This window comes from Actinoplanes sp. ATCC 53533, assembly GCF_003947245.1.
This window is the reverse complement of sequence record NZ_QHHV01000210.1, coordinates 99291-111961: the sequence shown is the minus strand read 5'-3', so window position 1 is coordinate 111961 and position 12671 is coordinate 99291. Positions and strand designations below refer to the sequence as shown.

Annotated in this window: 9 protein-coding genes; 6 read left to right on the top strand and 3 right to left on the bottom strand. The window is 69.3% G+C overall.

The genetic code is table 11. The features are described 5' to 3' along the window. The first annotated feature begins 1 nt into the window (after window position 1). Window positions 2–955 (top strand): carbohydrate ABC transporter permease, encoded by a 954-nt coding sequence (locus DMB66_RS48110; protein ID WP_125810804.1) that lies wholly within the window; start codon window positions 2–4, stop codon window positions 953–955. Between the two features lie 11 nt (window positions 956–966). Beyond that, window positions 967–2337 (top strand): sugar ABC transporter substrate-binding protein, encoded by a 1371-nt coding sequence (locus DMB66_RS48105; protein ID WP_125810803.1) that lies wholly within the window; start codon window positions 967–969, stop codon window positions 2335–2337. Between the two features lie 45 nt (window positions 2338–2382). Here DMB66_RS48105 and DMB66_RS48100 read toward each other — a convergent pair whose 3' ends face one another. From DMB66_RS48100 to DMB66_RS48090, 3 genes are all read right to left on the bottom strand, one after another. After that, window positions 2383–4188, bottom strand: coding sequence for an RICIN domain-containing protein (locus tag DMB66_RS48100; protein ID WP_125810802.1), 1806 nt, complete (start codon window positions 4186–4188; stop codon window positions 2383–2385). A gap of 15 nt (window positions 4189–4203) precedes the next feature. Beyond that, window positions 4204–6918 (bottom strand): fibronectin type III domain-containing protein, encoded by a 2715-nt coding sequence (locus DMB66_RS48095; RefSeq protein WP_125810801.1) that lies wholly within the window; start codon window positions 6916–6918, stop codon window positions 4204–4206. 105 nt (window positions 6919–7023) lie between these two features. Then, window positions 7024–8055: a LacI family DNA-binding transcriptional regulator gene (locus DMB66_RS48090; RefSeq protein WP_125810800.1), complete on the bottom strand. Its 1032-nt coding sequence runs from the start codon at window positions 8053–8055 to the stop codon at window positions 7024–7026. Between the two features lie 193 nt (window positions 8056–8248). On the opposite strand from DMB66_RS48090, the gene DMB66_RS48085 reads away from it, so the two are divergent. The 4 genes from DMB66_RS48085 (at window position 8249) to DMB66_RS48070 (ending at window position 12664) form a co-directional block, all read left to right on the top strand. Further along, window positions 8249–9307, top strand: coding sequence for a LacI family DNA-binding transcriptional regulator (locus tag DMB66_RS48085; RefSeq protein WP_125810799.1), 1059 nt, complete (start codon window positions 8249–8251; stop codon window positions 9305–9307). Between the two features lie 158 nt (window positions 9308–9465). Continuing rightward, entirely contained in the window at window positions 9466–10836 is a 1371-nt protein-coding gene (locus tag DMB66_RS48080; RefSeq protein WP_125810798.1) for an extracellular solute-binding protein, read from the top strand. A 62-nt stretch (window positions 10837–10898) separates the two neighbouring features. Beyond that, window positions 10899–11816, top strand: a complete 918-nt coding sequence (locus tag DMB66_RS48075) for a carbohydrate ABC transporter permease (RefSeq protein ID WP_125810797.1) — start codon at window positions 10899–10901, stop codon at window positions 11814–11816. After that, entirely contained in the window at window positions 11813–12664 is an 852-nt protein-coding gene (locus tag DMB66_RS48070; protein WP_199753059.1) for a carbohydrate ABC transporter permease, read from the top strand. Before DMB66_RS48075 ends, DMB66_RS48070 begins: the two co-directional genes overlap by 4 nt. Window positions 12665–12671 lie beyond the last annotated feature (7 nt).

The window sequence follows — 12671 nt, the reverse complement described above, 5'->3', positions numbered from 1 at the left end:
CATGGCCATCGACACCGCTCCCCCGGCCACCACGGTCGGTCCGACACCGCCCGCGCGCACGGTCGACCCGCCGGAACCGAAGAAGTTCAGCTTCGGCCGCGCGCTCGCCTGGCTCTTCATGGTCCTCGTGATCCTGGCCAGCCTGTTCCCCTTCTACTGGATGCTCCGCACCGCGTTGTCCAGCAACAACGCGCTCTATGCCGGCAGTGACAACCTGCTGCCGGTGCAGCCGTCGTGGGGCGGCTTCCAGCGCGTCTTCGGCCTGCAGACCGGCCAGGAGGCCATCGACGCCGGCGGCGCCGGCCAGCCGATCAACTTCTGGCGGTACCTGTTCAACTCCGTGGTCGTGTCCACACTGGTCACGGCCGGGCAGGTGTTCTTCTCCGCGATGGCCGCCTACGCCTTCGCCCGCCTGGAGTGGCGGAACCGCGAGAAGTGGTTCGCCTTCTTCCTGGCCGGGCTGATGATCCCGGCGATCTTCACGCTGCTGCCGAACTTCGTCCTGATCAAGCAGCTCGGCCTGGTCGACACGCTGCTCGGGATCGCGCTGCCGAGCATGCTGATGACCCCGTTCGCGGTGTTCTTTCTCCGGCAGTTCTTCCTCGGCATCTCGAAGGAGGTGGAGGAGGCGGCGCTGATCGACGGCGCCTCGAAGGTCCGGGTGTTCTTCCGGCTCATCCTGCCGATGTCCACCGCGCCGATCGCGACCCTGGCCATCCTCACCTACATCTCCACCTGGAACGAGTACTTCTGGGCGCTGATGGTCAGCTACACCGACAGGTCGCGGGTGCTCACCGTCGCGCTCGGCGTGTTCAAGTCGCAGACCCCGCAGACCGGGCCGGACTGGTCCGGCCTGATGGCGGCCACCCTGGTCGCCGCCCTGCCGATGCTGCTGCTGTTCATGGTCTTCGCGAAACGCATCGTCAACTCCATCGGCTTCAGCGGAATCAAGTGAGGAGGGCCGTGATGTTCACCCGTCTCAAGACCGGCGCGGCGGCGCTCACGCTCGGCCTGCTGACCGCCTGCGGTTCGGCCGGCGTGGGCGGCACCGCCGGCGTCATCGAATACTGGCTCTGGGACTCGGGGCAGCAACCGGGTTACCAGAAGTGCGCCGACGCGTTCCAGCGGCAGAACCCCGGCCTGCGGATCAACATCTCCCAGTACGGCTGGGACACCTACTGGTCCAAGCTGACCGCCGGCTTCATCGCGGACGCCGCGCCGGACGTCTTCACTGACCACCTGGCGCGGTTCGCCCAGTACGTCGACCTCAAGGTGCTGCGGCCGCTGGACGACCTGGCCCCGACCAGCGACATCCGGGACGGCGACTACCAGGAGGGCCTGGCCGAGCTCTGGAAGGGCCAGGACGGCAAGCGGTACGGCGCCCCGAAGGACTGGGACACGATCGCCATCTTCTACGACAAGGCGGCCCTCAAAGCCGCCGGCGTCGACCCGGCCCAGCTGCAGAACCTCGCGTGGAACCCGCAGGACGGCGGCACGTTCGAGGACCTCGTCGCCCACCTGACCATCGATGTCAACGGTGTCCGCGGCGACGAGCCCGGCTTCGACAAGACCCGCGTCAAGACCCACGGCCTGGCCGCCGAGGGGTCCGGCGGCGCCGGCTGGGGACAGACCCAGTGGTCGGCGTTCACCGGCAGCGCCGGTTGGCAGGCCACCGACCGGAATCCCTGGGGCACCCGGTTCAACCTCGACCAGCCGGCCTTCCAGGACACCCTGAAGTGGTATTTCGGGCTGGCCGAGAAGGGATACATGTCCACCTACGCCGAGATCGGTGGCAGCAACGCGATCGGCTCGGACAAGCAGATCCAGTCCGGCATGGCGGCCATGGGCCTCAGCGGATCGTGGATGATCTCGACCTTCAGCAAGCTCACCGACGCGGCCGGCAAGAAGCTCGACATCGGCATCGCACCCACCCCGATCGGCCCGACCGGCAAGCGGGCCTCGATGTTCAACGGCCTGGCCGACTCCATCACCACGATGTCGAAACAGCCGGAGGACGCGGCGAAGTGGGTGAAGTTCATGTCCGGCGCGGAGTGCCAGGACATCATCGGCGAGTCCGGCGTGGTGTTCCCCGCCCGCCCGGAGGCGACCGAGAAGGCCATCGCCTACAACAAGGCCGAGCGTGACCTCGACGTCACGCCCTTCACCGACCAGGTCACCGACAAGACGACCTTCCTCTTCCCGGTGACCACCAACGCCGCCGACATCACGGCGCTGCTGATACCCCGCTTCGACGCCGTCTACATCGGCAGTGAGCCGGTCAGCTCACTCACCGAGGTCAACAACCAGCTCAACAACCTGTTCAAGGTCGCCCAGTAGCGACGGCATCCGGCCCGGACTCCCCGGGCCGGATGCCGTCGGCGACTAGCTCGACACCTGCACCACCGACCATTGCTGTTCGACCAGGTTCTGGTCCGGCCACTGGATGACGGCGGCGCCGTCGGCGGCCGATCCGCCCGAGACCGTCAGCAGCTTGCCGCTGTGGCGGGCGCGGATCTCGTAGTAGGCGCCGACCGGCTCGAGAGTGTAGGCCTGGTCGAGCCCGGTGTTCTCCACCCACTGCACCGCCTGGGCGGCGTCGGCGGTGCTGGTCTGCCAGATGGAAACGGCCCGGCCGCTGTTGCGGTTGAGCAGCGTACGGTAGCCACCACCGATGTCGGTGAGATGCCAATGCTGGTTGAAACCGCCGTTGTCCGCCCACTGCACGAGGTTCGCGCCGTCGGCCAGGCCGGCGCCGTAGGCGTCGAGAGCCTTGCCGCTGCGCCGGTTGATCAGCTTGTAGTACGCCCCGGCGGAACGCCCGAGGTCGATGTCGGCGTGCCGGATGGTGTTGAACCCGGTGACGATCAGCACCCGGCCGCTGCGGGGCAGGTAGGTCAGGTTGCGGCTGTAACCCGCCTCGATGGTGGTGAGCTGCCGGGTCCAGGCGCCGGTGCTGCTGCCGCTCGGGTTGACCCAGACGTCGCCACTGCCGTTCGAGTTGTAGACCAGCCGGCCGTCGGGAAGCCGGATGACCACCGGGCTGCCACCCGGCGCGACCGCGGGGGATCCCGAGGTGACGGGCAGCGCGGTGATGTTCGTTCCGGCCGCACCACCGGCGGAGAAGAAGGCCAACGGGTTCGACGAGAACTTGTAGTGCACGTTGTCGCCGCCGCCGAAGTACTCGTAAGTCAGCATCCACTGGCCGTTGCTGGTCTGCACCACGTTGGGCATGCCGGGACGCCCGCCACCGATCTGGTTGACGCCGCCCACGCTCTGGGTGAGACCGGCGACGTCGAGCACGGGCGCGCTCCACGCGGCGGCGGTGGTGCCGTTCCAGGTTCGGTGCGCGACCACCTGCCCGTGGGAGTCACCTGCCGTGCCGTTGTCGGCCCGCAGGGTCAGCGCGCCGGTGGACGTGTTGAAGCCGGTGAAGTCGTTCTCATCGGAGTAGTACGCGACGAGCTGGTTGTTGTACACCATCAGGTACGGCTCCCACACGGGGTCGACCTGCCGGGTCGTGTTGGCGGCGGCGATGCGCTGGCCGATGGCGCCGGCGCTGCCGCCCTGCCAGCCGCCCGTCGCGATGATGTTCAGGAAGCTCCAGGACGCACCCTGATCGGTGCTCGCGTACAGCGCGATCGCCATGTCGCGGCGGTCGCCGTCGTTGGTCGGCACCCAGTTCGGGTTCGCGGCCTTCTGCTCGGTGTAGTAGACGTCCTCACCGGACACCACGGTGGAGAGCAGGAGAGTGCCGGCGGTGAGGTTGCCGACGTTCTGCGGCAGGACGTAGAAGTACGGGTTCGTCCAGCTGCTGGTGTACCTGGCGTACGCGGGATTGCTCGACATGGCCGCCGGCGCCCGGACGTCGGAGAGCCACTGCCAGGTCGTGCCGTCGTCCTCGCTCCGGTACACCGGGATGACCTGGCCGGCTGCCGTGCCGGTCGGGCCGACGGTCGCCTTCTCGAAGGCGGCGACGAGGCGCCCGCTCGGCAGTGCCGCCGCTTTCGGATACACCACGCAGTTGCCGAAGCCCTTGGTGCACTGGGCGTTGCCGGGCAGTTGGTAGAGCGTGCGCGGCGTCGGGCTGGCGGCCCCGGCGGGCACGGCGGGCACGGCGGAGCCGAGCAGGGTGAGGAGCATGACGAGCACTCCCACTGCGGCCTTGCGGCCTCGTGAACGATGTTCCATGTCCGGTCCCTTCCGTCAGCCGCACTTGCGGGCGGCGTACGACGCCAGGTAGGTGCTGGAGTAGCTGACCCCGTCGACGTACGTGTATCCGGTGATCGACGCCTTGCCCGCGCCGATCCGCTTCTTGCCGGAGCCGAACACCTTGGCGGCGGACTTGCCCTTGGCGACGCCGGCGAACTTCTTCGAGCCGTACGCGGTGCTGAGCGTGATGTCGGCCCTTCTACCGGCCTTGTTCAGCGCGGACACGGCGACCCGGGCGGTGCCGCTGGTGCACTGGGACTTCACCGTGACCGAGAGCTTCACCGGGGCGGCGCTGGTGACCGTCGCCTTGGCGGAGGCGGCCGACGGCGCCGACTTGCCGACCGCGTTGATCGCGACGATCTTCGCCGTGTACCGACCCGGCTTCATCTTCTTGAAGGTCGCTTTCGTGGCACCGGCGGCGACGGTCCGCGTCAGCACGACTCGCGGGTCGCGGGTCAGCAGGACCTGGTAGCCGGTGATCCGGGAACCGCCGTCGGCCGGCGCCTTCCAGGCGAGGTTGATGTCGGTGTTGGCGACCGCGATGGTCGGCCGGCCCGGCGCGGACGGCACCTTGGCAGCCGATCGCAGCACGGCCGCGTCCCACATCAGCGGGGTGCCGTCGAAGGTGACGGCGATCCTGAAGGCCGAGCCGACCGCGACCGTCTCGGGCAGCCGCACGGTGCCCCGCTGGTTCGCGTCGAAGGAGACCGGGCCCAGCTCGGTGACCGTGTTGTCGGCCGCCACCAGGTAGCCGTGGCCGGTCGCGTTCTTGTGCGGGGAGTTGCCCGCGGGGTCCGACGCCGTCGCGTCGAGCGGCACGGTCGCGCCCTTCCCGATCGGGTCCGTCGCGATCAGCGTGCCGGCCTGCCTGCCCGCGGTCAGCTCGGCCACGGCCGGTGCCTCCGGCACGAGCTGCCATTCCTGGGAGCCGTCGTCGGCCGCGTTCTGCAACGTGACAGCCGCCCCGGCGGACGCGCCGGTCAGGTACACATCCGTGTTCTTGACTGCCTGGAACTTGTAGTACCCGCCGTCGGTCTTGACGGGGTTCCAGCTGCCGCCCGCGATGTCGTCGACCCACTGGCCGATCCGCTGGCCGACGGTGGCGTTCCCGGTCCAGATGGCCGCGGCCCGGCCGCCCGACTTGTTCAGCAGAGTGCGGGCACCGTCCGCCTTGGTCACCATGTGCCAGTACTGGGTGTCCTTGTTCGCCGCCGAGCCGGTGGCCTCCAGGACGACGTCGGGCACGTCGCGGTTGCCGAGGTTCGCGTCGTTGGTCTTGCCGCCCGTGCCGATCGACTGGCCGGTCTTCTTGTTGACCAGCCGGTAGTAGGTGCCGTCGGAACGGCCGAGGTCGACCTCCCCGTACGCGATCTGGGAGGTGCCCTGGTTGCGCAGGATCACCACGCGGCCGGTGCCCGCGACGTACTGCAGGTTGCGGCTGTAGCCGGGCCCCATGGTGGTCTGGTATTCGGTCCACGCGCCGTCGCTGCGCCCGCTCTCGTTGACCCAGACGCTGCCGCTGCCGGCGGCGTTGTAGACGAGCCGCCCGTCGGGAAGCTGGATGGTGACCGGGCTGCCGCCGGTCGTCAGCGCCCGGGAGCCCGCGTCGACCGGCAGGGCGGTGATGTCCTTGCCGGCGGCGTCGCCGTCGGCGTAGAACGTCAGCGGGTCAGCGGCGATCTTGTACCGGACGTTGGCCCCGCCGGCCCAGTACTCGTAGGCGATGAACCACTTCTTGTCCGTCGTCTGGACGACGTTGGTCATGCCCGGGCGGCCACCCCCGATCTCCGTCTTGCCGCCGCCCATGTTCTGGGTGATTCCCGCGACGTCGACGACGGGATCGCTCCAGGTCGCGCTGCTGCCGTTCCAGGTCTTGTGGACGAGGATCTGGCCGTGTGAGTCCGTGGCCGTGTCGTTGTCCGGGTCCAGCCTCGGGATCCCGGTGGCCGGGTCGAAGCTGAGATAGTCGTTCTCGTCGGAGTAGTAGCAGACGAGCTTGCCGTCGTGGACCATCAGGTACGGCTCCCAGAGGGGATCCACCTGCTTGTGCGTGTTCGCGCCGGCGATGTTCTGGCCGACCGCGCCCGCGCTGCCGCCCTGCCATCCGCCGGTCGCGACGACGTTGACGACGTTCCAGGTCACCCCGGCGTCGGTGCTCGAGAACAGGGCGATCGCCAGGTCCTTGCGGTCTCCGTCGTTGGACGGCGTCCAGTTCGGGTCGGCGGCCTTGTGCTCGGCGTAGTAGTAGTCGTCACCGGACACGATGCTCGCGAGGAGCAGCGTGCCCGCCTTCAGGCTGCCGACGGTCTGCGGCAGGACGTAGAGGTACGGGTTCGTCCAGTTGCTCGTGTACTTCGCGTACTGGGGATCACCGGAGAGATACGCCGGTGCCTTGAGCTCCGACAGCGGCTGCCACGTGGTGCCGTAGTCGTCGCTGGAGTAGACCGGCAGCGTCTCTCCGGCGGCCCCACCCGTGGCCGGCACCACGGTGGCCTTCTCGAACGACGCGACCAGGCGCCCGTTCGGCAGCTGCGCCGACTTCGGGTAGACCGCGCAGTTGCCGCGTCCCTTGAGGCACGGCTCATCGCCGAGCTGGTAGATGATCCCGCCGGTCGGGCTGTACGCCTGGGCGGCGCCCGCGGGTGCGACCAGCGTCGCGGACGCTATGAGGAGGACCCCGGCGGCCCGGCCTAGCCTTCGTCTGTTCACAACTCTCCTTGAATGTTCTTGACTGGGGGTGGGCACGGCGAAGGCCGCCTCGACCAGCAGGTCGAGGCCCGTCCTGAGCCGTGCGGGGGTTGGGAGCGGGAAAGGTCAGCGCGGGGGCGCTGTCGAGGCGCGGATGATGAGTTCCACCGGCGGGTCGACCGCGGTTGACGGGTCGGCGTCCGGTTTTTCGATGGCCTGGACGAGGAGCTTGACGCCCTCCCGGGCCGCGACGTCGAACGGCTGACGCACGGTGGTCAGCGGCGGGGTCACGAACGCGGCGAGCGGGATGTCGTCGAAGCCGACGACGCTGACGTCGTCCGGCACCCGCCGGCCGGCCTCCAGCAGCGCGCGGATCAGGCCGATGGCCATGTCGTCGTTCGCGGCGAACACCGCGGTCACGTCGCTGCCGGAGGCCAGCGCGCGGCCCGCCGCATACCCGGACGCGGCCGTCCAGTCGCCCGCGATGATCGGCGGTTCGGCCCGGCCACGGGCCCGCAGCGCGGTCCGCCAGCCGTTCAGCCGGTCCCTGGCGGCATACCACCGCTGCACGCCGGCCAGGTGATGAACGGTGGAGTGGCCCAGGTCCAGCAGGTGTTCGGTGGCCGCCCGCGCCAGTTGCTCGGCGGCGACCCCGACGCTCACCACCTGGGGAGCGACGAACGCCGACGGCGCGCCGAGCACCAGGACCGGCACGCCGACCCGGACGGTGCCCGCACCCTCGTCTATCGGCTCCGAGATGACGATGCCGTCGACGCCCTGCTCGATCAGCAGCTGGATCGCCCCGGAAACGCCCGCCGGGTCGCCTTCCACCGTGTTGACCACCCGCAGCGCGTAGCCGGCGTCGCGGACCGCACGCTCGACGCCGACCAGCAGCGAGGCGGGGCCGTACCAGGCGGTGCCGAGCGAGACCACGCCGATGGATCTGCTCCGCCCGGAGGCCAGCGCCCGCGCCGCCTGGTTCAGCCGGTAGCCGAGCTGGTCCGCGGCCGCCAGGACCCGCTCGCGCACCTCGGCGGAGACGTACGGCTCGTTGTTGAGCACCCGGGACACGGTCTTCTGCGAGACCCCGGCCAGCCGGGCCACATCCGCGCTCCGGGGCGTGGCCGAACCACCGTCCCGTCCCAGCCCCCGCGTCATGGGCTCTCCCGCCGCCGCTCGTCCGAATAAAGGGTGACGCAGCCCTATGACTGCGGCGTCATGTTTGCGCAGTCATACCGAGAACGTCAAGAGCCGGAAACATTCTCGTAGCCGGGCGGGAAACCCTTGACTTTGGTGATGGCTACGTAGACATTGGCCTGGCTACGTAGCCATACCGCAGCTTGGAGGACCGATGACGAACGCGACAGCGGGGCGGGGACGTCGTCCCGGCGGCACCGACGTGGCGCTCCTGGCCGGGGTATCGCAGCGGACCGTCTCGCGGGTGTTCACCGACGGGGCGAAGGTGACCGAGGAAACCCGGCAGCGGGTGCTCGCCGCGGCGCAGCAGCTCGGCTACCGGCCGAACGGCGCGGCCCGGGCCCTGTTGACCGGCCGCACCTACCGGATCGGGGTGGTGTCGCTCGGCACCGCGCACTTCGGCCCCTCATCGCTGCTGGTCGCGCTGGAGCGGGAGGCGCGCGCCATCAACTACTCGCTGAGCATCGCCAACTCGTTCGGCGAGGACTCGAGTGGCCTGGCGGCCGCGATGGACAGCCTGCTCGCCCAGGGCGTCGACGCGATCATCCTGTCCGAGCCCATCGAGGACGGCGACGAGGCGCTGGTGGCCGACGTGCCGGTGCTGACGCTGGGCCGGGCGCCGGTCGTGCACGCACCGACCCTGCTGTCCGTGCGGGCGGCCGAGGGCGGGGAGGCCGCGGCGGAGGTGACCCGCTATCTGCTGGGTCTCGGGCACCGCACGGTGCACCACGTCGCCGGGCCGCAGCGCTGGTGGGCGGCGCGGGAGCGCCGGCAGCACTGGCACGACACCCTGGTCGCGGCGGGCGCCGACGTCCCGGAGGCGCCCGAGGGCGACTGGACGGCCGCGCGCGGCCACGAGCTCGGCCGGGCACTCGCCCGCGACCCCGGCGTCACCGCGATCTTCGCCGCGAACGACGAAACGGCCATCGGGGTGATCCACGCGCTGCACGCGGCGGGCCGGGCGGTGCCGGGCGACGTGAGCGTGGCCGGCTTCGACGACATCCCGGTCGCCGCGCACGTGTGGCCACCGCTGACCACGGTCAGCTCCGACAACGAGGAGCTGGCCGCGACCGGCCTGCGCTATCTGGCCGAGTTTCTCGACGACCCGGCCACCCCGCCGGCCCCACCGCCGAAACACCGGCACCAGCTGGTGATCCGTGACTCGACAGCAGCACCAGGGAGGGAAGCGCGACCAGCGCACGGAGAACGCTGACAGACGAATCGATCGGCCGCACCCACCGTCCCGCCGGCTGCGAACCCGGGACCGGATGAGATGCGGCCGACGAAGAAGCCACCATCACTCCCGCGCCGCGGGAGACGCACCGGCGCGCCCGAACGACCGCCGGATAACGCACTGAGGAGTGAACTCACATGCCGACTTCTATGCAGAATCTTAACCGGCGGCAGTTGATCGCCACCGCCGTGGCCGCTGTGGCGGCGCTCACCATCGCCGGCTGTTCGGATTCGTCGAGCCCCGCACCGGCCGCCGCCGCGACGGTCAGCCAGGCCGACATCGACAAGGCCATGACCACGCCCACCACGCTCAACTTCTGGACCTGGGTGCCCAACATCGACAAGGAGGTGGCGCTCTTCCAGGCGAAGTACCCGGCCATCAAGGTGAACGTGGTCAACGCCGGCCAGGGCCTGGAGGCGTACACCAAGCTGCGCACCGCGCTGAAGGCCGGCAAGGGCGCGCCGGACCTGGCCCAGATCGAGTTCCAGTACATCCCCACCTTCTCGATCACCAAGAGCCTGGTCGACCTGCGCCCGTACGGCGCGGCGGCGATCAAGGACAAGTTCGTGGACTGGACCTGGAACCAGGTCACCGGCCCGAACGGGGAGGTCCTCGCCTACCCGCAGGACACCGGCCCGATGGGCATGCTCTACCGGGCCGACCTGTTCGAGAAATACCAGATCGACGTGCCCAAGACCTGGGAGGAGTTCGCCGCCGCGGCCCGCAAGCTGCACGCCGCGGACCCGAAGGTGTACCTCACCGACATGGCGGCCAACGAGCAGGGCGCGTGGCACGGCCTGATGTGGCAGGCGGGATCCAAGGCGTACTCGGTCGACGGCACCACCGTCGGCCTGGCCGTCAACGACGCCGCCAGCAAGAAGGTCGCCGACTACTGGGGCGGCCTGGCCAAGGAGGGCGTGATCGCCACCGACCCCGACTTCACCGACACCTGGTTCCAGGGCCTGAACAACGGCAAGTACGCCACCTGGCTGACCGCGGCCTGGGGCCCGGTGTTCCTGGGCGGCAGCGCGAAGTCCACCGCGGGCAAGTGGCGGGCGGCGCCGCTGCCGCAGTGGGACGCGAGCAAGCCGGTGTCCGGCAACTGGGGCGGATCCACCACCGCGGTCATGACCGGGACCCCGAACGCGATCGCGGCGGCCAAGTTCGCCGAGTTCCTGAACACCGATCCCGAGAGCACCAAGATGTTCAACAGTGTCCAGAACTTCTTCCCGGCGACCAAGGCGCTGCTGGCCGACCCCGCGTTCGCCGGCCAGAAGTCGGCGTTCTTCGGCGACCAGCAGGTCAACCAGACCTTCGCCGAGATCGGCGAGACGGTCGACGTCAGCTGGCAGTGGCCGCCGTTCGTGGACCAGGCGGTCAAGGACTGGACCGAGACCGCCGGCAAGGCGATGGCGGACAAGGGTGACGTCGGAGCGGCCACCGATGAGTGGCAGTCCCGGCTGACGGCGTACGCCAAGAACCAGGGCTTCACCGTCAGCGCCGGTTAGCACGCCCGGGTGGGGTCTCCCGCCCCGCGGGAGCCCCCACTGCGACCTTGGAGAACGCCACCATGACCACAACCACCGCGACCACCGCCGTCGCACCACCGCGCCGCCGCCGCTCGAAGACCGGCACCAGCGGCTATATCTTCATCACCCCGTTCCTCGTCTTCTTTCTGCTCTTCTTCGTGCTGCCGCTGGGGTACGCCGGCTATCTCAGCTTCTTCAAGGATCAGCTGGTCGGCGGGACCGTGTTCGCGGGCCTGGACAACTACACCCGCGCCCTCAAGGACGCGCAGCTGCTCGACGGCGTCCTGCGGGTGGCCCTGTTCTTCCTCGTCCAGGTGCCGATCATGCTGCTGGTCGCGCTGGTCGCGGCGCTCGCCATCGACAGCGGGTTGTTGCGCTCGGCGAAGCTGTTCCGGCTGGGCATGTTCATCCCGTACGCCGTGCCCAGCGTGGTCGCCGCCCTGATGTGGGGTTACCTGTACGGGCCTGACTTCGGCCCGCTGGCCCAGCTGGGTGACCGGCTCGGTTTCACCCCGCCCAGCCTGCTCAGCGACACCTCGATGCTGGCGTCCCTGGGAAACATCGTGACCTGGGAGTTCACCGGATACAACATGATCATCCTGTACGCGGCCCTGCGCACCGTGCCGACCGAGCTCTACGAAGCGGCCGCCGTCGACGGCGCGGGCGCCTGGCGGGTCGCCTGGTCCATCAAGATTCCCGCGCTCCGGCCCGCGCTGCTGCTCTGCCTCATCTTCTCCGTCATCGGCAGCTTCCAGTTGTTCGCCGAGCCCAACCTCCTCCAGCGGCTGGCACCCAACGTGATCAACTCGTCCTACACCCCGAACCTCTACGCCTACAGCCTCGCCTTCACCTCCCAGGAGGTGAACTACGCGGCGGCCGTCTCGTTCCTGCTCGGGCTCGTCATCGTCGTGGTGTCCTACGTGGTGCTGTTCCTCACCAGCCGGGGGTCCCGCCGATGAACCGGCGCCGGAGCACCGTCCTCACCCTCGCCATGGGCGCCCTGCTCGTCTACTTCCTCTTCCCGCTGTTCTGGCTGATCATCGCCTCGACCAAGACCACCGGCGACCTGTTCTCGACCTTCGGGCTGTGGTTCGGCAACGACTTCTCGCTGCTGACCAACATCCGCGAGACGTTCACCCACAACGACGGCCAGTACGCCCGCTGGATGGCCAACACCCTGGTGTACTCGGTGGTCAGTTCGGTCGGCGCGGCGTCGCTCGCCACATTCGCCGGCTACGGCTTCGCCCGGTACGTGTTCCGCGGCCGGAGCGTGCTCCTCGGCGCGGTCCTCGGCACGATCATGGTGCCCACCACCGCCCTGGCCATCCCCACCTACCTGCTGTTCAGCAAGGCCAGCCTGGTCAACACCCCGTGGGCGATCATCCTGCCGTCGCTGGTCAGCCCGTTCGGGCTGTTCCTCATGTGGGTCTACGCCCGCGACGCCGTCGCGGACAGCATCCTGGAGGCCGCCCGCATCGACGGCGCCGGTGAGTTGGCTATCTTCTTCCGGGTCACGCTGCGCAGCCTCATGCCCGGATTCGTGACCGTGCTGCTGTTCACCCTCGTGGCGACCTGGAACAACTACTTCCTGCCGCTGATCATGCTCAACGACCCGTCCTACTACCCGATCACCGTCGGGCTCAGCTCCTGGTCGGCGCAGGCCGTCGGCGGCAGCGGGGCGAACGCGGACCTGCTCGCCTCGGTGGTGACCGGTTCGCTGCTGTCGATCATCCCGCTCATCGCCGCCTTCGTCCTGCTGCAGCGGTACTGGCAGTCCGGCCTGTCCGCCGGCGCCGTCAAGGAATAGGAGAACC

What these genes read in the sequence shown, in the direction of transcription:
- DMB66_RS48090 (WP_125810800.1), bottom strand. Translation starts at nt 8,055, where the DNA reads ATGACGCGGGGGCTGGGACGGGACGGTGGTTCGGCCACGCCCCGGAGC.
- DMB66_RS48110 (WP_125810804.1), top strand. Translation starts at nt 2, where the DNA reads ATGGCCATCGACACCGCTCCCCCGGCCACCACGGTCGGTCCGACACCG.
- DMB66_RS48105 (WP_125810803.1), top strand. Translation starts at nt 967, where the DNA reads ATGTTCACCCGTCTCAAGACCGGCGCGGCGGCGCTCACGCTCGGCCTG.
- DMB66_RS48100 (WP_125810802.1), bottom strand. Translation starts at nt 4,188, where the DNA reads ATGGAACATCGTTCACGAGGCCGCAAGGCCGCAGTGGGAGTGCTCGTC.
- DMB66_RS48080 (WP_125810798.1), top strand. Translation starts at nt 9,466, where the DNA reads ATGCCGACTTCTATGCAGAATCTTAACCGGCGGCAGTTGATCGCCACC.
- DMB66_RS48070 (WP_199753059.1), top strand. Translation starts at nt 11,813, where the DNA reads ATGAACCGGCGCCGGAGCACCGTCCTCACCCTCGCCATGGGCGCCCTG.
- DMB66_RS48085 (WP_125810799.1), top strand. Translation starts at nt 8,249, where the DNA reads ATGACGAACGCGACAGCGGGGCGGGGACGTCGTCCCGGCGGCACCGAC.
- DMB66_RS48075 (WP_125810797.1), top strand. Translation starts at nt 10,899, where the DNA reads ATGACCACAACCACCGCGACCACCGCCGTCGCACCACCGCGCCGCCGC.